Here is a 20,413-nt window from a genome sequence, read left to right on the forward strand (position 1 = left end):
GCGTCACAGCGGGCCCCTTCACACCCCGGGCCGTCACATCCCGGGGCCCATCACATCCCGGGGCCCGTCACACCGAGGCCTCACACCGCCGGGAGGGCGTACAGCTCGTCCGAGTGCGCCACCAGCAGCCTGTTGCCGGCCCGGGTGATCTCCCACTCGCCGTTGTCCGACACACCGTCGTTGTAGTCCCAGCGGTACGTGCCGGACCGGGCGTTCAGCGCGTAGATGCCGCCCTTGTCGAAGACCGAGGCGATGTACAGCGAGTCGCCGGCGCGCACCATCTGGTCGCCGAAGGGGCGGCTGCCGAGATCCTCCATCCAGCGCTTCCTGCCGGTCCTGGGGTCGACCGCCCAGACGCCGCCGTCGTAGTCCATGACGTACAGGACCCCGCCGAGCACCGACGGCCTGCGGAAGCCCCGGCGGCCACTGGCGGGGAGTGTCCACCGGTCGTTGCCGGTCCTGAGGTCCACCGCGCGCAGATCGCCGGGGCCGCCCACGTAGATCATGCCCCCGAAGACGGTGGGCTTGACCTCGTCGTCGGCGATCTTCCGGTTCCACAGCTGATGGCCGCCCTTGGCGTCCCGGACGGTCAGGTTGTACTTGGCGTCGTTCCCCGAACCGTGCGTGTACGCCAGGCATCCGCCGCCCACGTTCAGCTCGACGTACTGCTGCGTGCCCGCGTCCCGCTGCTCGCTCCAGAGCACCTTGCGCGTACGGATGTCGATGGCGACGATGTTGTTGAGCTGCGTGGCCGCGTCGCCGCCGACCAGGTCGGCGATGGCGTAGATCCGGGTGGCGTCGACGGCTGCCACGTGGACGCTCGCGCGCATCCTCCCGTCCAGCCTGGTGCGCCAGCTCTCCTTGCCCGTACGGATGTCGTAGCCGACGATCGTGCCGTCGTACTGCTGGCCCGGGAGATACAGCGTGTGGCCCGAGACCGTCGCCTTGTCGCTGGCTGCGGCCAGGCCCTTCCTCGCCCAGCGCTGCTTGCCCGTCTTGACGTCGTAGCCGGCGGTGGTGGTGCCGACGACCACGAAGACATCGCCGAACGCGGTGGGCGGTTCACCGTAGTTGCGCGTGAGATGGGCCGCCTTGACGTGCCAGAGCGGCCGGGGAGCCATGCCGTTCGGCGGGGTCTTGAAGACCTCCGGCTTCGGCTGGTCCTTCTTGGTCTTCGCGTCGGAGGACGCGCCGTCCCCGCCGGCCAGCAGCCACGCGGCGCCGCCTCCCACGACCGCGACCCCCGCGACGCCGCCCGCCGCCATGCCCAGGAAGCGCCGGCGCGAAGGCTTGACCGCCGCGCCGGTGGGGGTGCCCGGGGACGCGGCGCCCGGGGTGTTCAGAGCGGTCGGCGCCGGGCCGTAGGCGCCGGGCACCGAGGAGACCGGGGCCGCCGCCGGGAACTCCGGGAGCGGGGTGCTGCCCCCCGCCGGGGTTTCGAGGTCCAGGATGCGCGAGGCGTGGGTGGCGATCGTCGACGAGACCGCCGAGGGGAGCCAGTCCGCGAAGACCTCGCCGGTGTTCCCCGGATCGAGCGACTGGAGGATCTCCGCCGGGCTCGGGCGCTGCGCCGGCTCCTTGGACAGGCAGGCGCGGATCAGGCCGGTCAGCATCTGGGGGACGCCCGTCAGATCCGGCTCGGCGTGCACCACCTGGTAGAGCATCGCGGCCGGAGCGATCGCGTCACCGAACACATTGCGCCCGGTCGCCGCGAAGGCGAGGACCACGCCCAGCGAGAACACGTCTCCGGCCGTCCCCACGTCCTGCCCGAGCGCCTGCTCCGGCGGCATGAAACCGGGTGAGCCGACCACAACTCCCGTCTGCGTCATACGGTTTCCGTCCACCGCGCGCGCGATGCCGAAGTCGATGACGCGTGGACCGTCCGCGGCGAGCAGCACGTTGGACGGCTTGAGGTCGCGGTGTATCAGCCCGGCCGCGTGGACCTCCTGGAGCGCCCCGGCGAGGCCGGCGCCGAGTGCCCGTACGGTGTGCTCGGGCAGGGCCCCGTGGGCGCCGACGACGTCCGTGAGGTCCGGGCCGAGTACGTACGCCGTCGCCAGCCAGGGCAGCGGGTCGTCGGGGGCCGCGTCGACCACCGGTGCGGTGTAGCGGCCCGAGACCCGCCGGGCCATGTCCACCTCGTGGCGGAACCGTTCGCTGAACGCCGGGTCCGCGGCGAGGTCCTGGCGTACCACCTTCACCGCGACGGTCCGCCCGCCGGGTGAGCGCGCCAGGTACACCCGGCCCATTCCGCCCGCGCCGAGCCGGCCCAACAGCCGGTAATTTCCCAGCGTTCGGGGGTCGTCCGGCTGCAACGGGTCCATATCAGCGGTCCTTAGGGTGTCTGCTCGTCAGGCACGGTGCCTCCGACACCATAGAGAGTGCTGTGTGACGGCGTACGCCCAAGGGGCCGGCACGAGGGGCCGGTTCGCGGGAGCCGGAGGGGGCCGGCCGGTTCCGGCTCCGTGGCCCCGTCAGCCGGCATCCCTCAGGAACCCAGCAGCCCTCAGGAGCCGAGCAGTTCGACGTGCACGTCCGAAGGGAAGCCCGTCGTGGAGCCGACCCGTCGTGCGAACTCCTTGACGCCTTCCAGCTGGTCGGCGCCGAAGCGGAAGTCCAGCGTCGTGAAGTAGCGCTCCAGCAGCTCCGCGTCGAAGACCTCCCAGTGCGATGCCTGCTCGGCGACCTTGGTGACCTCCTCCAGCGATACGTCGCGGGACGACAGGAACGCCTCGTGGACCGCCTTCACCACCTCGGGCTCGCGGGCGGCGTAGTCCTTGCGGGCGGCCCAGACCGCGAAGACGAACGGCAGGCCCGTCCACTCCTTCCACATCTGGCCCAGGTCGTGGACCTGAAGGCCGAGCTTGGGGGCGTCGTGCAGTGCGGCACGCAGCGCCGCGTCACCGATGAGGACGGCCGCGTCGGCCTCCTGCATCATCACGCCGAGGTCGGGCGGGCAGCGGTAGTAGTCGGGCGCGACCTCGTACCGCTCGGCCAGCAGGAGCTGCGCCAGCCGTACGGAGGTGCGCGAGGTGGAGCCGAGTGCCACCCGCGCCCCGTCGAGCTGCTCCAGCGGCTTCTTGGAGACGATCACGCAGGACATCACCGGGCCGTCGCAGCCGACCGCCAGGTCGGGGAAGGCCACGAGGTCGTCGGCGTTCTTGAGGAACTCGACGAGGGTGACGGGCGCGATGTCCAGATCGCCCCGGACCAGCTGTTCGCTGAGCTTCTCGGGGGTGTCCTTGGTCAGCTCCAGATCGAGCAGGGTGCCGGTGCGCGCCAGCCCCCAGTAGAGCGGGAGACAGTTCAGGAACTGAATGTGCCCGACACGGGGCCGGCTGCGACGGTGGTCGGCTTCGGCGGCGTGTGCGGGGGCGCTTCCGGAGGCGTGTCCGGTGACGGATGCGGTGGCCTGTTCGGCGTATGAATTGTCCACATCGTGAGGCTAGACCCGCGTTGTACGCCGGGAAACGCAGGGTGGTCCGTCAGCCTGACGCACCGCGTCCAAACGTCCGGGTGAAGTGATCTTCACCTCCTATCGCGTGCGCGCGGGCGCGTGCTAGGCTCGCCGCAAGTTGCAGTTTGGTTTCCCTTGCAGTACAGAGCCTGCGGAGCATGTGACCCGCAGGCTTTTGTAGTTTTCAGACTTCTTAGCAGGTTCTGGAGCAGGGCAACCCTTTGGCCCAAGGAGGGCTTATGGCTACCGGAACCGTCAAGTGGTTCAACGCTGAAAAGGGCTTCGGCTTCATCGCCCAGGACGGCGGCGGCCCGGATGTCTTCGTCCACTATTCCGCGATCAACGCGTCTGGTTTCCGCTCGCTTGAGGAGAACCAGCTCGTGAACTTCGACGTCACGCAGGGCCCGAAGGGTCCGCAGGCGGAGAACGTCACCCCGGCCTAGTTGCCCGGGCCGATCGGATCGCGGTCGGGATAGCACCACCCAAGGAGCCCCCTCCCGTACGTTCGCGTACGGGAGGGGGCTCCTGCCTTTTCCGGCATCCGGTCTTGGTGGTCAGCCACCGGTCACGGACCGCCCACTGCCCGTCACCGCCGGTACAGCGCCTCGGTCACCGCCGGTACAGCTCCTCGATCTGCTCCTCGAAGTCCTTGGCTATCGTCGCCCGCTTCAGCTTCAGCGACGGTGTCAGATGCCCGCTCTCCTCCGTGAAGTCCACCGGGAGGACCGTGAACTTCCGGATCGACTCGGCCCGTGACACCAGCCGGTTCGCCTCGTCGACCGCCCGCTGGAGAGCTCCGCGCAACTCCTCGTCCTCGACGAGTTCCCGCATCGGGACACCCGTCTTCTTCCGCATCCGGCGCCAGTGCGCGAGGCCGTCCGGCTCCAGCGTGATCAGGGCCGTGACATAGCTGCGGTTGTCGCCGACCACCATGCACTGGCCGACCAGCGGGTGCGCCCGCAGCCAGTCCTCCAGGGGCGCGGGCGCCACGTTCTTGCCGCCCGACGTGATGATGAGGTCCTTCTTGCGGCCGGTGATCGTGAGGTAGCCGTCCTCGTCCAGCGCGCCCACGTCGCCGGTCGCGAACCACTGGCCGGAGCCGAGCCCGGCGCTGCCCGCGTGCTGCCCGGCGCCCGCGCCGCCGCCCCGCCCGTCCCAGTAGCCGCTGAAGACCTGGCCGCCGCTGAGCAGCACCTCGCCGTCGTCCGCGATCCGGACAGCCGTGCCGGGCAGCGGCCAGCCGACCGTGCCGAGCCGTGGCCGCAGCGGCGGGGTGACCGTCGCTGCGGCCGTCGTCTCGGTGAGGCCGTACCCCTCGAAGATCTCGATTCCGGCGCCCGCGTAGAACGCCGCGAGGCGGTGGCCGAGCGGCGAGCCGCCGCAGATCGCGTACTTCACCCGGCCGCCGAGCGCCGCCCGGATCCGCCGGTAGACCAGCGGGTCGTACACCGCGTGGGCCAGCCGCAGCCCGAGCCCCGGCCCGGATCCGGTGCCGTGCTCGACGGCCTCCAGCGCCTCCCCGTACCGCTGCGCGATCCCCGCCGCGCGGTCGAAGGAGGCGGCCCGGCCCATCTTCTCGGCGGTGGCGCGGCCGGTGTTGTAGACCTTCTCCAGGACGTACGGGATCGCCAGCAGGAACGTCGGACGGAACCCGGCGAGGTCCGCCAGGAGGTCCTCCGTCCTGATGCTGGGCGCGTGCCCGAGGCGCACCCGGGCCCGCATGCAGCCGATCGCCACCATGCGGCCGAACACATGGGAGAGCGGCAGGAAGAGCAGCGTCGACGCCGGGTCCCTGCTCACCGACCTGAAGACCGGGTGCAGCAGCTCGACCGCGTTGTCCACCTCGGCGAAGAAGTTGGCGTGGGTGAGGACGCAGCCCTTGGGCCGGCCCGTGGTGCCCGAGGTGTAGATCAGGGTGGCGACGGAGGACGGCGAGCGCCCGGCCCGGCGTTCGGCCACCGCCTCGTCGGGTACGTCCCGGCCCATGTCCTTCAGGACGCCGATCGCGCCGGTGTCGAACTCCCACAGGTGCGCCAGGGCGGGCAGCTGGCGGCGCTCCACACTGATCAGCCGGGCCTGCTCCTTGTTCTCCACGGCGCAGGCGACCGCGCCGGAGTCCTGGAGGATCCAGCGGGCCTGGAAGGCGGAGGACGTGGGGTAGACCGGGACGGTGATGAGGCCGGCCGCCCAGGAGGCGAAGTCGAGGAGGGTCCACTCGTAGGTGGTCCTCGCCATGATCGCGATACGGTCGCCCGCCGCCAGGCCCGCCGAGATCAGCCCCTTGGCGACGGCCTGCACCTCGGCGGCGAACTCCATGGACGAGACGTCGGTCCAGCGCCCGTCCGGCTGCTTTCTGCTGAGGACCGGCTCGTCGGGCGCCTGGTGGGCGTTGTCGAAGGGGATGTCGGCGAGCGATCCCTGCTCGACGGGCCGGACCAGCGCCGGTACGGAGACCTCCCGTACCGTCCCGTCCACGCGCCGCTTGTGCGGTTCCAACTGCTGTACTGACACGGTCACTTGCGGCTCCTCATGTCGTGGTACGTCAGGTCTCCGGATGTCGTGGTACATCAGGTACGTCAGGTCTCCGGGTCCTGACCGGCGGGTCCGGCGCCGGTCAGGGGCGTTCGAGCACCGCCGTCACGCCCTGGCCGCCCGCAGCGCAGAGGGAGATCAGCCCCCGCCCGGGAGCCTCCCGCTCCGCGAGCAGCTTGGCCAGGGTGGCGACGATGCGGGCACCGGTCGCCGCGAAGGGATGGCCGGTCGCGAGCGAGGAGCCCGCGACGTTGAGCTTCGTCCGGTCGACCGGGGCGAGTCCCTGCTTCTCCCAGGCGGCCAGCGTGGCCAGCACCTGGGAGGCGAACGCCTCGTGGACCTCGACGAGGTCGAAGTCGTCCAGGGTGAGGCCGGCGCGCTCCAGCATGCGGGGGACGGCGTACGCGGGCGCCATCAGCAGCCCGTCGGGGCCGTTGACGTAGTCGACGGCCGCCGTCTCGTACAGCGTCAGATACGCCAGCGGTTCGAGTCCGCGCTCGCGCGCCCACTCCTCGCTCGCCAGCAGCACGGTCGCCGCGCCGTCGGTGAGCGGGGTCGAGTTGCCCGCCGTCATGGTCGCGCCGGGCTCCCCGGCGCCGAACACCGGCTTCAGCGTGGCGAGTTTCTCCACGGTGGAGCCGGGGCGCAGGTTCTGGTCCCGGTCCAGGCCGTGGAAGGGCGTCACCAGGTCCTGGAAGAAGCCGCGTTCGTACGCGGCGGCCAGCCGCTGGTGACTGGTGGCGGCCAGCGCGTCTTGCTCGGCGCGGCCGATGTCCCACTCGCGGGCGGTGCGCGCCGCGTGCTCCCCCATCGAGAGCCCGGTGCGGGGCTCGGCGTTGCGCGGGATGTCCGGGACGAGGTGGCCGGGGCGTACGCGGGAGAGCGCCTTGAGCCGCCCGCTCACCGACGTGGCCCGGCGCGCGTCGAGGAGGATCTTCCGCAGCTCGTCGTTGACGCCGAGAGGCGCGTCGCTCGCGGTGTCCGAACCGCCGGCGACCGCCGAGTCGATGGCGCCGAGCGCGATCTTGTTGGCGGCGGCGATGACGGCCTGGAGGCCCGTACCGCAGGCCTGCTGGATGTCGTACGCGGGTGTGCGCGGGTCGAGACGCGAACCGAGGACCGTCTCCCGGGCGAGGTTGAAGTCGCGACTGTGCTTGAGGACCGCGCCCGCGACGAACTCACCGACCCGCTCGCCCGCCAGGCCGTACCGCTCGACCAGTCCGTCGAGTGCCGCCGTCAGCATGGACTGGTTGGACACGGTGGCGTACGGGCCGTCCGCGCGCGCGAACGGAATGCGGCTGCCGCCGACCACGGCGACCTTGAGGGGGATCATGCGCGGCGTCATTCCGGCATCATCTCGACCAGCTCCTGACTCTTGAGTAACCTTACTCAAGAGTAAATCTACGACGACGCAAGGAGTCTGGACAATGGCCGATCGCTATCTGCACTTCACCGGCACAGCACCCGGCCGTTTCCTGACCGGCAGGCTGGGCCTGCCGCAACCGGCTGAGCTGCGCCGCTGGTCGGCCGAACACCCGCGCCTCGAAGGCTCCTTGCTGCACAGAACAGCGGGTGGGACCCCGCTGGCGGGCCTGGCCGGCGTGCTCGCCCGCACCGGCCTCACGGTCACCGGCGACCCGGCGGCGGGCGAACGGCCCGCAGGCGTGGTGCTGGACGCGACCGGGGTCACCACCGTCGCGGGACTCGCGGAGGTGCACGGCGCGCTGCATCCCGTCGTACGGTCGCTCACCCCGGGCGGCCGGGTCGTGGTGCTGGGCGCCCCGCTCTCCCGCGACGATCACCACCAGGCGGCGGCGCAGCAGGCGCTGGAGGGTTTCGTGCGGTCACTGGGCAAGGAGATCGGCCGGGGCCGCACGGCCCAGCTGGTCAGGACGGTCTCCGCGACGGCGGCCGAGTCGACGCTGCGGTTCCTGCTGTCGCCGAGGTCCGCGTACGTGAGCGGGCAGGTCATCGAGGTCACGGACACCGAACCGGCGGCCCCGGAGAGCTGGGACCTGCCGCTCGCCGGCCGCACGGCGCTGGTCACCGGCTCCGCGCGCGGTATCGGCGCCTCGGTCGCGGCGACCCTCACCCGGGACGGGGCGAAGGTGGTCTGCCTGGATGTGCCGCAGTCCCGGGCCGAGTTGGCCCGTACGGCCGAATCGCTCGGCGGAACGGCCCTGCCCCTGGACATCACCGTCCCCGACGCGGCGGACCGGATCGCCGCCGCGCTCCCCGACGGTCTGGACATCCTGGTCCACAACGCGGGCATCACCCGTGACCGCCGCCTCGCCAACATGGCGGCCGACCGGTGGGCGAGCGTGCTCGACGTGAACCTGGACAGCGTGCTGCGGACGACGGACGCCCTGCTGGAGTCGGGCACCCTGCGACCGGGCGGCCGGATCGTCGCCACGGCGTCGATCGCCGGGATCGCGGGCAACACCGGCCAGACCAACTACGCGGCCAGCAAGGCGGGCATCATCGGCCTGGTCCGGACGCTGGCCCCCCGGCTCGCGGAACGGGGCATCACGCTGAACGCGGTGGCCCCCGGATTCATCGAGACGAAGATGACGGCCGCCGTCCCGCTCCTCATCCGCGAGGCGGGGAGGCGCATGAACTCCCTGGGCCAGGGCGGCCTGCCGGTGGATGTCGCGGAGACGACGGCGTGGCTCGCGAGCCCGGGGTCGGGCGGGGTGAACGGCCAGGTCGTCCGGGTCTGCGGCCAGAGCCTGCTGGGGGCCTGAGGGGGGCGCTGCGGGGTCCGTCGACGGGTCCACTGCCGGATCCCGCCGACGCCGATGAGTTTCTCCGTCCGCGCGAGTCTCACCCCTGCTGCCGCAACCCGGCACGGCACCATGGCAGCCCCGGCGGCGATGAGAGGCACGGATGACCCAGCTACTGCGTGTACAGAACTTCAACGTATCGAGCGACGGAATCGGCGCTGGCGAGGACCAGACGCTGGAACACCCCTTCGGCCATGTCGAGCCCGCGCGGCTGTTCGCCTGGGCCGGTGCCACGGCGAGCTGGCCGATGCGCACAGCCCCCGGCGGGAGCCGGGGGCTGGACGACTACCTGACGCGGGACTACCCGCACAACATCGGCGCCGAGATCATGGGCCGCAACAAGTTCGGACCGCAGCGCGGGCCGTGGGAGAACCACGAGTGGCGCGGCTGGTGGGGCGACGAACCTCCTTTCCACACGCCGGTGTTCGTCCTGACCCACCACGAGCGCCCTTCGTTCACGCTCTCCGACACCACGTTCCACTTCGTCGACGCCGATCCCGCCACGGTCCTGGACCAGGCGCGGGAAGCGGCACAGGGCAAGGACGTCCGACTCGGCGGCGGGGTCTCCACGATCCGCCAGTTCCTCGACGCCGACCTCGTGGACACCCTGCACGTGACCGTGTCACCGGTGACGTACGGGTCCGGGCTCCGGCTCTGGGACTCCCCCGACGAGCTGCGCGACCGGTTCCACCTCGACGTGGTGCCGAGTCCGAGCGGCGTGACGCACCACCTGTTCTGGCGGAAGTGACGGGACGGCCCCCGACACCTCGACCACGACCTGACCCATAGGTAACCTTACTCAAGAGTAAATACCTTACGGATCAGGGAGCCGGACCATGAGTGACCGCCCCACGCACTCCCCCGGCCTGCTGCCCTCGATGGTGCGCGGTGCGGTGACCTCGCCCTTCAAGCGCGCCGTGTCGGCCGAGGCGCCGCTGCCCACGGACCGGCTGGTGCGGGCCGGGGTGCGGATCGATCCCGGGCGTCTCGCCTCGTACGCCCGGGTCTGCGGCTTCGACCGGGCCGGCCCGCTTCCCCTGACGTATCCGCATGTCCTCGGCTTTCCGCAGGCCATGCGGCTGATGACGGCGCGGGCCTTCCCGCTGCCGGTGCTCGGGCTCGTCCATACCGGCATCGAGATCACCCAGCGGCAGGCCCTGCGTGCGGGCGACACACCCGAACTGGCCGTCCACGCGGCTGGGTTGCGGGCGCACCGGCGCGGTACCGAAGTCGTCATGGTGACCGAGGCCCGGCTCGCGGGGGAGCTGGTCTGGGAGTCCCGGAGTACGTATCTGGCCCGGCACCCGGTGCCCGAGGGCGGGGCAGCCCGAACGGCGGGCGCACCGCCGCGGGCCACGGGCCACGTCCTCGGCGCGGCCACCACCGCCACCTGGGAGCTCCCCGCCGGACTGGGGCGGCGTTACGGCGCCGCCTCCGGTGACCGCAACCCGATCCACCTCTCCCCGCTGACCGCGAAGCTCTTCGGCTTCCCGCGCGCCATCGCGCACGGCATGTGGACGGCCGCCCGCTGTCTGGCGGCGGCCGGGACCCCGGAGGACGTCCACGTACGGATCGCGTTCGGTGCGCCGGTGCTGCTGCCGGGGACCGTGACCTACGCCGCCGGGGCGGGTCGCTTCGAGGTGCGGAGCCGGGGACGTGACGGAGCGGAACGGGTCCACCTCACGGGCGAGGTGACGGCGCCCAGCGCTCCCCGTTCATAAGGTTCTCCAGGCCCGCCCAGGCGAAGTTCATCAGCGTCGACGCGGCCTCCTTGGCCGAGACGCCGGGCTTCGCGTTCGCCCAGCCGGCGAGGGATTCCGCGGCGCCCACCAACGCCTGGGCGAGGCCCGCCACATCACCGTCGGGCAGCGCCGGGTCGCGGTGCGCCTCGCGGGCCGCGGCGGCGATCAGGCCCGTCACGAAGTTCACGATCTCGTCGCGCATCGCGGTGACTTCGGCGGCGAACGGCTCCCCGTGCGTACGGGCCTGGTGGTGCAGGACGTTCCAGCCGTCCGGATGGCCCGCGGTGTGCTCGAAGAAGGCGCCGACGCCGTGCCACAGCTGCCGGTCCGCGGGGTCGGCGGGGTCCACCCCGGCCCGTACCGCGGCGACCAGGGACTGGGCCTCGCGGCGGATGCACGCGGTGAAGAGCTCTTCCTTGGAGTTCAGGTAGAGATAGACCAGGGGCTTCGACACGCCCGCCAGTTCGGCGATCTCGTCCATCGAGGCGGCCCGGTACCCGCGCCGGCCGAACGTCCGCACGGCAGCGTCCATCATCTGCTGCTCGCGCACCGCCCTCGGCATCCGCTTGGCCTTGGCCGCCTTGACTGCACTCACCTCAGAGTCCCCTCCAGCCAGTTGGTCCGCACCTGGCAAGGGTACGGCTCCGGCCCCTCTCCGTCGTACGGAGGAGGGGCCGGAGCCGTGAAGTGAACGATCAAGCGATGACGGGCAACCGCCGGACGGCTGTCAGGCCGCGACCGGGACCGGCTGCTCCTGCTCCTGCTCGGCGTCGGCGGCACGCACCTCGCGCTCGTCGACCGGGGAGGCCGAAGCGGAGTTGAACGCGTCGAGGTCCAGGATCTTCTCGCGGGCCGAGACGATGACCGGGATCAGGGCCTGGCCGGCGACGTTCGTCGCGGTGCGCATCATGTCCAGGATCGGGTCGATCGCCATCAGCAGACCCACGCCCTCCAGCGGCAGGCCCAGCGTGGAGAGGGTCAGCGTCAGCATCACGGTCGCGCCGGTCAGTCCGGCGGTGGCCGCCGAGCCGATGACCGAGACGAAGGCGATCAGGATGTAGTCCTGAATGCCGAGGTGCACGTCGAAGATCTGCGCGATGAAGATCGCGGCGATCGCCGGGTAGATCGAGGCGCAGCCGTCCATCTTGGTGGTCGAGCCGAACGGCACCGCGAACGAGGCGTACTCCTTCGGCACACCGAGGCGCTCGGTGACCCGCTGGGTGACCGGCATGGTGCCGACCGAGGAGCGGGAGACGAAGCCCAGCTGGATCGCGGGCCAGGCGCCCTTGAAGAACTGCAGCGGGTTGACCTTGGCAACCGTCGCGAGCAGCACCGGGTAGACGACGAACAGCACCAGCGCGCAACCGACGTAGATGTCGGCGGTGAAGGTCGCGTACTTGCCGATCAGGTCCCAGCCGTAGTCCGCGATGGCGAAGCCGATCAGACCGATGGTGCCCAGCGGCGCGAGGCGGATGACCCACCACAGGGCCTTCTGGAGCAGTTCGAGTACGGCCTCGCTGATCTTGAGGATCGGCTCCGCCTTCTGGCCGAGCTGGAGCGCGGCGATACCGGCGACGGCGGCCATGAAGACGATCTGGAGGACGTTCAGCTGAGTGAACGGCGTGATGATGTCCTTCGGCACGATGCCGGTCAGGAAGTCGATCCAGGAGCCGGACCCGTCGGGCGCCTTGCCGTCCTTCGGCGTGAGGCCGGTGCCCGCGCCGGGGTTGGTGATGAGACCGATCGCGAGGCCGATGACGACCGCGATCAGCGACGTGATCATGAACCACATGACCGTACGGGTCGCCAGCCGGGCGGCGTTGTTGACCTTGCGCAGATTGGTGATCGACACCAGGATCGCGAAGAAGACGAGCGGGGCGACCGCCAGCTTCAGCAGCTGGATGAAGATGTCGCCGACGTGCTCCAGCGTGGACTTGAGCCAGCTGATGTCCTGGCTGCGGGCCAGCCAGCCGAGCAGGACACCGAGGACCAGACCGGCGATGATCTGGGCCCAGAACGGGAACTTGTCGGATATTCGGGACTTCGCGGGACCGGCGCTGGGACTGCCGGTGGAGTTCACCGTGGAACTCTCGGGGCTCTCGGGACTCGCAGGACCTGCGGACATGGGGACACTCCGGTGAGGACGCAGCTGTGTGCTCGGTACCGAACACGGGGGAATGGGGGCGCGGCGCCCAGCACGTGGGGGCGCCGCCGCATGAGGCCGATCAGACGCGGCGACAGGCCGCGGACATGCAGCGGCAGAGATCGACATGCAGGCGCTCCACGAGCGCGGGGCTCTTGGGATGCGGGCGCACGGCTGTCTTCATGTCGAACACATTAACACTCTGGCTTTGGGTGCCTCAAAGCAGTTCTTTGGGGCAGCGGCGTGGCAGTACGCGAAAACGCCGGGACCCCGGCGCTGGAGCGGCTCGCTCCGGCCCGGGGTTCCCGGCGTGTGTGACGTAACTTACGGTGCCTGCCCGCACCTTGGGACAGCCGTGCCGCCTGCTCGGCGCACTCGGCGGACGGTGCCTACTGGGTGAGGCCGTCCTCCTGCGTGCGGCTGGCCTCCAGCCTGACCTTGGCGCGATCGACCTTGTTGATCAGCTGCTCGGACATCTTGTCGCGCTGCTTGCGCAGCAGGACGAAGCTGAGCGGCGCGGAGATGACCAGCGCCAGCAGGATCGTCCAGATGAAGTTGGAGCCGCCGAGCCCCTTGGGGATGATGCCGAAGTGGACGAGGACCGCGCAGAAGACCAGGGATCCCATGAAGATGACGATCCGCATCGCGGTGTAGCGAATCGTGGCGCCCGGGTTGGCTACAGACACGGCTGGGGCCTCTTCTCTCCGTACCGATGGTCACTGGTGCATCTGGACCTGCCCGACAAGTGAAGCACGCCCCACTTGTGATCACCCCGGCCGGGGTGGGGGTGCGGCGCACCGGGGTCAGAGCAGCGGCAGATACATCATGATGTCGTCGCGGTCGTCGCCGGGAGCTACCCGGATCGCGTCCGGTACCCGGCCCACTTCCTTGTAGCCGCACGACTCGTAGAACCGGTCCACTCCGGTGCCGCCCCGGCAGGTGAGGCGGATGGCCTCGATGCCGTCGAGGGTGCGGGCGGCGTCCGCCGCCGCGGCCATCAGGTCGCGTCCGTAGCCCTTGCCCTGGTGGGAGGGGTGGACCATCACCGTGTAGAGCCAGATCCAGTGGCGCATCAGCCGGTGCGTGTTGAGCGTGAGGAACGCGGTGGCGGCGACCGTGCCGCCCTCGTCGCGGCCGACCAGCAGGCGGACACGGCCCTCGGTCATCGAGGTCAGGTGCTTGATCAGTTCCGGGCGGATGTCGTCGGAGGTGACCGGCGGGGCGAAACCGACGGCGCCGCCGGCGTTCGACACATCCGTCCAGAGCGCGACCACTTCGTCCCGCAGCCGGGCGTCCGCCCGCGGGTCCAGTTCAAACGTGAGGCTCATACGACCAGCGTAGAAAAGCACGGAACCCCGGCGGTGGCCGGGGTTCCGTCGGGCGAAGGGGCCGTGGCGGTCAGAAACGCATCGGCTGCGGGGCGTCACGGCGGGCCGGGTCCGGGCCGTCGAACTCGCGGACGATCTCGTACTGCGTGTTGCGCTCGACCGGGCGGAAGCCCGCGTCCCGGATGAGTTCGAGCAGGTCCTCGCGGCCGAGCTTGTTCGGCGTGCCGTAGTTGTCGGCGTCGTGGGTGATCTTGTACTCGACCACCGAGCCGTCCATGTCGTCGGCGCCGTGCTGGAGCGCGAGCTGCGAGGTCTGGACACCGTGCATCGGCCAGAAGACCTTCACGTGCGGGACGTTGTCGAAGAGCAGCCGGGAGACCGCGAAGGTCTTCAGCGCCTCGGCGCCGGTCGCCATCGTGGTCCGCACCTGGAGCTTGTTGCGGATCTTGCCGTCCTTCATGTCCACGAAGTCGTGCTGGTAGCGCAGCGGGATGAAGACCTGGAAGCCGCCGGTCTCGTCCTGGAGTTCACGCAGCCGCAGGACGTGGTCCACGCGGTGGCGCGGCTCCTCGATGTGGCCGTACAGCATCGTCGCCGGGGTCTTCAGACCCTTCTCGTGGGCGAGGCGGTGGATGCGCGACCAGTCCTCCCAGTGGGTGGCGTGGTCGACGATGTGCTGCCGGACCTCCCAGTCGAAGATCTCGGCGCCGCCACCGGTCAGCGATTCGAGGCCGGCCTCGATCAGCTCGTCCAGGATCTCCGATGCGGAGAGCCCGGAGATCGTCTCGAAGTGGTGGATCTCGGTGGCGGTGAACGCCTTGAGGGCGACCTGCGGGAGGGCTTCCTTCAGCGCGCTGAGCGAGCGGGGGTAGTACCGCCAGGGCAGCGTCGGGTGGAGGCCGTTGACGATGTGCAGCTCGGTGAGGTTGTCGCCCTCCATCGCCTTGGCGAGGCGGACGGCCTCCTCGATACGCATCGTGTACGCGTCCTTCTCGCCCGGCTTGCGCTGGAACGAGCAGTAGGCGCACGAGGCGGTGCACACGTTGGTCATGTTGAGGTGCCGGTTGACGTTGAAGTGGACGACGTCGCCGTTCTTGCGCGTACGCACCTCGTGGGCGAGGCCGCCGAGCCAGGCCAGGTCGTCCGTCTCGTAGAGCGCGACGCCGTCCTCGCGGGTCAGCCGCTCACCGGCCCGGACCTTCGCCTCGATCTCGCGCTTGAGGCCTACATCGTTGATCGACGCAGTCATGTGCGGCCGCCTCCCATATGCGTACGTAAACAACCAGCCAACCGTACTCCCCCGCCCGCGGGGCGCCGGGACCCGGCTGGCACCCGGTGCCGTCGGCCCGGTCAGCTCGGCTCGGGCAGCTCTCCGACGCGGTTCTCCCACTTGGTGGAGAGCACGATCGTGGTGCGGGTGCGGGAGACGCCCCGGGTGCCGCTGAGCCTGCGGATCGTGCGCTCCAGGCCGTCCACGTCGTCGACCCTGACCTTGAGCATGTACGAGTCGTCGCCCGCGATGAACCAGGCGTCCTCGATCTCGGCCAGGTCCTTGAGCCGGTGGGCGACGTCCTCGTGGTCGGCGGCGTCCGAGAGCGAGATCCCGATGAGGGCGGTCACCCCGAGGCCGAGGGACTTGGCGTCGACGGTGGCGCGGTAACCGGTGATCACACCGGCCGCCTCCAGGCGGTTGATGCGGTCGGTGACGCTTGGCCCGGAGAGCCCGACGAGCCGGCCGAGCTCGGCGTAGGAGGCCCTGCCGTTCTCCCGCAGCGCCTGGATGAGCTGCCTGTCCACCGCGTCCATACTGTTGAAGCCTTCCATTGTTCAGCAATATCGCGAGTTTACGTATAGAATCTAAGGCGCGCAGGGAAAAAGCCCTGCGAATCTTCCATCAGGAGTGATGTTCACCGTGTACACGATCGAGATGGCCTACGCCCGCATGCGCGAGCTGCAGGATCAGGCCAACCGTTCGCGTGACCAGCGGCTCGCCACCGCAGCCCCGGCCCGCCGTACGAAGCGGCACGCCAAGAAGCACTGACCGCCCGCCGGTTCCGTAACCGGCGCGGAGTCCTAGCCGTCCTTGCGGGAGCCACCGAGCTCTCCCTCCCAGCGGCGGTACAGGGTGTGCGGCACCCCCGCCGCGTCGAGCGCCCGGCCCGCGACGAAGTCCACCAGGTCCTGGATGTGCGTCGCCCCCGCGTAGAACGCCGGAGAGGCGGGCAGCACCACGGCGCCCGCCTCGTCCAGGGACACCAGGTGGCGCAGCGTCTGACCGTTGAGCGGGGTCTCCCGCACCGCGACCACCAGCGGGCGCCGCTCCTTGAGCGTCACGCTCGCCGCCCGCTGGAGCAGATCCTTCGAGAGTCCGAGAGCGACCCCGGCCACACAGGCGGTGGACGCCGGGACGACGAGCATCCCCTTGACCGGGTACGAACCGGATGACGGCCCGGCGGCCAGATCCCCGGCGGCCCAGTGCCGTACGGCTCCGGTTCCGTCCGCGAAGAGAGCCGGGTCCACCGCGAAGGTGTCCGGCTTCCCGTCGGCGCCCCTGGCGAGCCAGGCCCGCAGGTCCTCCTGCCAGTGCGCGTCGCGGAAGGCGATCCCGGTCTCGTCCAGCAGGGTCAGCCGCGACGAGCGGCTGACCACCAGATCGACGGCCTCGCCCGCGTCGAGCAGTCCGCGGAGCACGGCCGCCGCGTACGGCGTACCGGACGCCCCGGAGACCCCGACGATCCACGGCCGCCGCTGCTGCTGACTGTGTACATTCACGCGCTCCACGTGTCCGAGCCTATCCGGGCCCGGCCGGCCTGCCGGAGACGGGAGGCGGGTCGGACGGCGGTCACACCGTCAGACCCCGCACCAGCAGATCGATCAGGGCGCACACGAACAGGGCGATCCCGATGAAGCCGTTGACCGAGAAGAAGGCGCGGTTCAGCCGGGACAGGTCGTGCGGCTTCACGACGTTGTGCTCGTAGACGAAGGCCACCGCGACGATCACCAGACCGGCCCAGAAGAACACCCCGGCGTCCGTCGCGACCGCGTACCAGACCAGCAGGGCCGTCGTCACCGCGTGGCAGGCGCGGGCGCCGTACAGGGCGGCCGGGATACCGAAGCGGGCGGGCACCGACTTCACACCGTGGGCGCGGTCCGCCTGGACGTCCTGGCAGCCGAAGATCAGGTCGAAGCCGCCGATCCAGATACCGACCGCGAGGCCGAGGATGACCGCTTCCCAGGACCACTGCCCGGTGATCGCGAGCCAGGCGCCGACCGGGCCGATCGCCTGGGCCAGACCGAGGATCGCGTGCGGGAAGTTGGTGAAGCGCTTCCCGTACGGATAGACCACCATCGGGATGACGGCGATGGGCGCGAGCGCCAGGCAGAGCGGGTTCAGCGCGGCCGCCGCACCGAGGAAGACGACGACAGCGACCAGCGCGCCCGTCCAGGCCGACTTCACCGAGACGGCGCCGGTGACCAGTTCGCGGGAGGCGGTGCGCGGGTTCCGGGCGTCGATCTCCCGGTCGATGATGCGGTTGCAGGCCATCGCGAAGGTGCGGAGGCCGACCATCGCGACGGTCACCAGGAGCAGCCGCCCCCAGTGGATGTTGCCGTCCAGCCGGTACATCGCGGTCAGCGCGGCGATGTACGCGAAGGGCAGCGCGAAGACCGAGTGCTCGATCATCACCAGGCGGAGGAACGCCTTGGTCCTGCCCGGTTGCGGCAGCGCGGCGGCGGATGCGCTCACAGGCCGTACTCCTTCCAGCGCTTCGTCACCCGGTCGGCGACAGCAGGGTCGGACCGCACCATCTCGGGCCAGCCGCCGTCCCGCGTGTAGCCCTCCTCGGGCCACTTCCGGGTCGCGTCGATACCGGCCTTGCCACCCCAGAACTGCTGGTAGGAGGCGTGGTCGAGATGGTCGACCGGGCCTTCGGCGACGGTCAGGTCACGTGCGTAGTCGGTGTTGCCGAGGGCCCGCCAGGACACCTCGTGCAGATCGTGCACATCGCAGTCGGCGTCCACCACGACGATCAGTTTGGTGAGCGACATCATGTGGGCGCCCCAGACCGCGTGCATCACCTTCTGGGCGTGCTTCGGGTACTTCTTGTCGATCGAGACGATCGCGCAGTTGTGGAAGCCGCCCGACTCGGGCAGGTGGTAGTCCACGATGTCCGGAATGATGATCTTGAGCAGCGGCAGGAAGAACCGTTCCGTCGCCCGGCCCAGCGGGCCGTCCTCCGTCGGCGGGCGGCCGACGACGATCGACTGGAGCAGCGGACGGCGGCGCATCGTGACGCAGTCGATCGTCAGTGCGGGGAACGGTTCCTGCGGCGTGTAGAAGCCGGTGTGGTCGCCGAACGGGCCCTCGGGCAGCGTCTCACCGGGCTCCAGCCAGCCCTCCAGGACGACTTCGGCCTGGGCGGGGACCTGGAGCGGGACCGTCCTGCAGTCGACCATCTCGATCCGCTTGCCCTGCACGAAGCCCGCGAACAGGTACTCGTCGATGTCCTCGGGGAGCGGGGCCGTGGAGGCGTACGTCACGGCGGGCGGCGCGCCGAAGGCGATGGCGACGGGCAGCCGCTCACCCTTCCTCGCGGCCACCGCGTAGTGGTTGCGGCTGTCCTTGTGGATCTGCCAGTGCATCCCGATGGTGCGCTTGTCGTGGCGCTGGAGCCGGTAGAGCCCGAGGTTGCGGATGCCGGTCTCGGGGTGCTTGGTGTGCGTGAGCCCCAGGTTGAAGAAGGAGCCGCCGTCCTCGGGCCAGGTGAAGAGCGCCGGGAGCCGGTCGAGGTCGACGTCGTCCCCGGTCAGCACGACCTCCTGGACGGGGGCGGCCTCGGGCTTCACCTTCTTCGGCGGTACGTGGACCATCGTGCCGAGCTTGCCGAAGGCTTCCCGTACCCCGACGAAGCCCTGCGGCAGCTCGGGCTTGAGCAGCCCGCCGATCCGGTCGCTGATCTCGTCGTACGAGCTGAGGCCGAGGGCCTTGAGCAGCCGCCGGTCGGTGCCGAAGACGTTCATCGCCAGGGGCATCGACGCACCCTTGACGTTCTCGAAGAGCAGGGCCGGGCCGCCCGCCTTGTTGACGCGGTCGACGATCTCCCCGACCTCCAGATGGGGGTCGACCTCGACCTTGATGCGCTTGAGGTCGCCGTCGCGCTCCAGCGCCCTGAGCAGCGAGCGAAGATCGTCGTAAGCCATGCGGTCCAGTCTGTCATCCCCGGCGGTGCGGCCGGTGTCCGCCATGTGCCGACCGGTCTCGGCTGCGCGGCGGCGGGGGTCCGACCGCTACCCTGTGGCCGTCATCGGGACGTTGCGGACGTCCCGCAGCCATTCCCTGGGGGAACGTACGCCCATGCTCAGGTATCTGCCCTTCCTGCTGGTCCTGGCGCTGTGGATCTACGCCTTCATCGACTGCCTGAACACGCCGGAGGAAGAGGTCCGCGGCCTGCCCAAGGTCGTGTGGGTCCTCATCATCCTGCTCTTCGGCGAGGTGCTCGTCGGCCCGGTGGCCTGGATCGTCGCGGGCCGGAATCGGCGCGGGCCGGGCGGCGCGGGTGCCGGGCCCGCCGGGCGGCGGCGCGACGGGCGGGCCGCCTGGACGGCGCCGGACGACAATCCGGAGTTCCTCGCCGGCCTGCGTGCGGACAACGAGGCCCAGAACGCGGCCGGGAACACGGCGGAGGACCCGGAGGACGAGTCGCGGCTCAAGGACTGGGAGGCGGACCTGCGCCGCCGCGAGAACGAGCTGCGCCGCCGCGAGAGCGGCGAGGACGCGACCTGAGAGCCCACTGACGAACGGGGCCGGCCGGACAGTGGCGTGGAAGACGGGCAGGGACATGGACAGGCACACGGCCGCGGATCAGAACGCTCCGGACCGCACGACGGCGCGGCGGTGGCTGGCCACGGCGGTCGCCGAGGCGCGGGCCGGGCTCGCGGAGGGCGGCATCCCGATCGGGGCCGCACTGTACGGCGCGGACGGCACACTGCTGGGCCGCGGGCACAACCGGCGGGTCCAGGACGGCGACCCGTCGACGCACGCCGAGACCTCCGCCTTCCGTGCCGCGGGGCGGCAGCGGTCGTACCGGGGCACCACCATGGTCACCACGCTCTCCCCCTGCTGGTACTGCAGCGGCCTGGTCCGGCAGTCGGGATCTCCCGGCTGGTGGTCGGTGAGGCGGCCACCTTCCACGGCGGCCACGACTGGCTGGCGGAGCACGGAGTGCGGGTCGTGGTGCTGGACGACGCCGAATGCACCGCTCTGATGCGGGACTTCATCGCGGGCAACCCGGAGTTGTGGAACGAGGACATCGGCGAGGACACCGCCGGGCACACCGGCGGGCAGTGAGGCGCGCCGTCCGCTTTCCGGCGCCCGAAAGCCTATGCCGCTCCCAACCTCCGCTCGGTAAGCTGCCGTTGACGCAGTGACA

19 protein-coding genes and 1 pseudogene are annotated in these 20,413 nt (G+C 70.6%); 7 read left to right on the forward strand and 13 right to left on the reverse strand.

Annotated elements, in window-relative coordinates; genetic code table 11:
- Positions 1 to 80: 80 nt before the first annotated feature.
- Together OG285_RS13800 and OG285_RS13805 are read right to left on the reverse strand one after the other, a co-directional pair.
- On the reverse strand, positions 81 to 2,324 hold the full coding sequence (locus OG285_RS13800) for a PQQ-binding-like beta-propeller repeat protein (protein ID WP_371791099.1): 2,244 nt from the start codon (positions 2,322 to 2,324) through the stop codon (positions 81 to 83).
- 182 nt (positions 2,325 to 2,506) lie between these two features.
- On the reverse strand, positions 2,507 to 3,319 hold the full coding sequence (locus tag OG285_RS13805) for a menaquinone biosynthesis protein (RefSeq protein ID WP_356836014.1): 813 nt from the start codon (positions 3,317 to 3,319) through the stop codon (positions 2,507 to 2,509).
- A gap of 377 nt (positions 3,320 to 3,696) precedes the next feature.
- Between OG285_RS13805 and OG285_RS13810 the strand changes: the two genes are divergently transcribed.
- Entirely contained in the window at positions 3,697 to 3,900 is a 204-nt protein-coding gene (locus tag OG285_RS13810) for a cold-shock protein (protein WP_008738468.1), read from the forward strand.
- Between the two features lie 166 nt (positions 3,901 to 4,066).
- Here OG285_RS13810 and OG285_RS13815 read toward each other — a convergent pair whose 3' ends face one another.
- Both OG285_RS13815 and OG285_RS13820 read right to left on the reverse strand, forming a co-directional pair.
- Complete coding sequence (locus OG285_RS13815) at positions 4,067 to 6,025, reverse strand: long-chain fatty acid--CoA ligase (protein ID WP_371791100.1); 1,959 nt, start codon at positions 6,023 to 6,025, stop codon at positions 4,067 to 4,069.
- Between the two features lie 46 nt (positions 6,026 to 6,071).
- The gene (locus OG285_RS13820) at positions 6,072 to 7,334 is read right to left on the reverse strand and encodes an acetyl-CoA C-acetyltransferase (RefSeq protein ID WP_371791101.1); all 1,263 of its coding nucleotides are present in this window, start codon (positions 7,332 to 7,334) and stop codon (positions 6,072 to 6,074) included.
- Between the two features lie 82 nt (positions 7,335 to 7,416).
- Here OG285_RS13820 and OG285_RS13825 point away from each other — a divergent pair, with 82 nt between their 5' ends.
- From OG285_RS13825 to OG285_RS13835, 3 genes are all read left to right on the forward strand, one after another.
- Positions 7,417 to 8,733 carry a 3-oxoacyl-ACP reductase gene (locus OG285_RS13825; RefSeq protein WP_371791102.1) on the forward strand — a complete coding sequence of 439 codons (1,317 nt, stop codon included), beginning with the start codon at positions 7,417 to 7,419 and terminating at the stop codon, positions 8,731 to 8,733.
- Positions 8,734 to 8,875: 142 nt separating this feature from the next.
- Complete coding sequence (locus tag OG285_RS13830) at positions 8,876 to 9,520, forward strand: dihydrofolate reductase family protein (protein WP_356835993.1); 645 nt, start codon at positions 8,876 to 8,878, stop codon at positions 9,518 to 9,520.
- Between the two features lie 88 nt (positions 9,521 to 9,608).
- Positions 9,609 to 10,493, forward strand: a complete 885-nt coding sequence (locus OG285_RS13835; RefSeq protein WP_371791103.1) for a MaoC/PaaZ C-terminal domain-containing protein — start codon at positions 9,609 to 9,611, stop codon at positions 10,491 to 10,493.
- Here the strand turns inward: OG285_RS13835 and OG285_RS13840 are convergent.
- From OG285_RS13840 to OG285_RS13865, 6 genes are all read right to left on the reverse strand, one after another.
- Positions 10,453 to 11,076, reverse strand: coding sequence for a TetR/AcrR family transcriptional regulator (locus OG285_RS13840; protein WP_356836012.1), 624 nt, complete (start codon positions 11,074 to 11,076; stop codon positions 10,453 to 10,455). The genes OG285_RS13835 and OG285_RS13840 overlap by 41 nt on opposite strands.
- 165 nt (positions 11,077 to 11,241) lie before the next feature.
- Entirely contained in the window at positions 11,242 to 12,639 is a 1,398-nt protein-coding gene (locus tag OG285_RS13845) for a dicarboxylate/amino acid:cation symporter (RefSeq protein ID WP_371791104.1), read from the reverse strand.
- A 407-nt stretch (positions 12,640 to 13,046) separates the two neighbouring features.
- Positions 13,047 to 13,301: a DUF4229 domain-containing protein gene (locus tag OG285_RS13850; RefSeq protein ID WP_371793527.1), complete on the reverse strand. Its 255-nt coding sequence runs from the start codon at positions 13,299 to 13,301 to the stop codon at positions 13,047 to 13,049.
- A 159-nt stretch (positions 13,302 to 13,460) separates the two neighbouring features.
- A complete protein-coding gene (locus tag OG285_RS13855; protein WP_371791105.1) occupies positions 13,461 to 13,985 on the reverse strand; it encodes an N-acetyltransferase family protein in 525 nt (174 codons plus the stop codon).
- A 70-nt stretch (positions 13,986 to 14,055) separates the two neighbouring features.
- Complete coding sequence (mqnE, locus tag OG285_RS13860; protein ID WP_356835983.1) at positions 14,056 to 15,234, reverse strand: aminofutalosine synthase MqnE; 1,179 nt, start codon at positions 15,232 to 15,234, stop codon at positions 14,056 to 14,058.
- 101 nt (positions 15,235 to 15,335) lie between these two features.
- Positions 15,336 to 15,791, reverse strand: a complete 456-nt coding sequence (locus OG285_RS13865) for an Lrp/AsnC family transcriptional regulator (protein WP_164259277.1) — start codon at positions 15,789 to 15,791, stop codon at positions 15,336 to 15,338.
- 97 nt (positions 15,792 to 15,888) lie between these two features.
- Between OG285_RS13865 and OG285_RS13870 the strand changes: the two genes are divergently transcribed.
- Positions 15,889 to 16,026 carry a hypothetical protein gene (locus tag OG285_RS13870; protein ID WP_356836016.1) on the forward strand — a complete coding sequence of 46 codons (138 nt, stop codon included), beginning with the start codon at positions 15,889 to 15,891 and terminating at the stop codon, positions 16,024 to 16,026.
- Between the two features lie 32 nt (positions 16,027 to 16,058).
- Here the strand turns inward: OG285_RS13870 and OG285_RS13875 are convergent, their stop codons facing one another.
- The 3 genes from OG285_RS13875 to OG285_RS13885 form a co-directional block, all read right to left on the reverse strand.
- Complete coding sequence (locus OG285_RS13875; protein ID WP_371793528.1) at positions 16,059 to 16,757, reverse strand: UbiX family flavin prenyltransferase; 699 nt, start codon at positions 16,755 to 16,757, stop codon at positions 16,059 to 16,061.
- Between the two features lie 70 nt (positions 16,758 to 16,827).
- Positions 16,828 to 17,730 (reverse strand): menaquinone biosynthesis prenyltransferase MqnP, encoded by a 903-nt coding sequence (mqnP, locus tag OG285_RS13880; RefSeq protein ID WP_356835981.1) that lies wholly within the window; start codon positions 17,728 to 17,730, stop codon positions 16,828 to 16,830.
- A complete protein-coding gene (locus OG285_RS13885; protein ID WP_328329898.1) occupies positions 17,727 to 19,184 on the reverse strand; it encodes a menaquinone biosynthesis decarboxylase in 1,458 nt (485 codons plus the stop codon). Before OG285_RS13885 ends, mqnP begins: the two co-directional genes overlap by 4 nt.
- Positions 19,185 to 19,338: 154 nt before the next feature.
- Between OG285_RS13885 and OG285_RS13890 the strand changes: the two genes are divergently transcribed.
- Together OG285_RS13890 and OG285_RS13895 are read left to right on the forward strand one after the other, a co-directional pair.
- Positions 19,339 to 19,767, forward strand: coding sequence for a PLDc N-terminal domain-containing protein (locus OG285_RS13890; protein ID WP_371791106.1), 429 nt, complete (start codon positions 19,339 to 19,341; stop codon positions 19,765 to 19,767).
- Positions 19,768 to 19,822: 55 nt separating this feature from the next.
- A pseudogene (locus tag OG285_RS13895) lies at positions 19,823 to 20,331 on the forward strand (nucleoside deaminase).
- Positions 20,332 to 20,413 lie beyond the last annotated feature (82 nt).

Origin of the sequence: Streptomyces sp. NBC_01471 (assembly GCF_041438865.1) — a bacterium.
GTDB lineage: Bacteria > Actinomycetota > Actinomycetes > Streptomycetales > Streptomycetaceae > Streptomyces.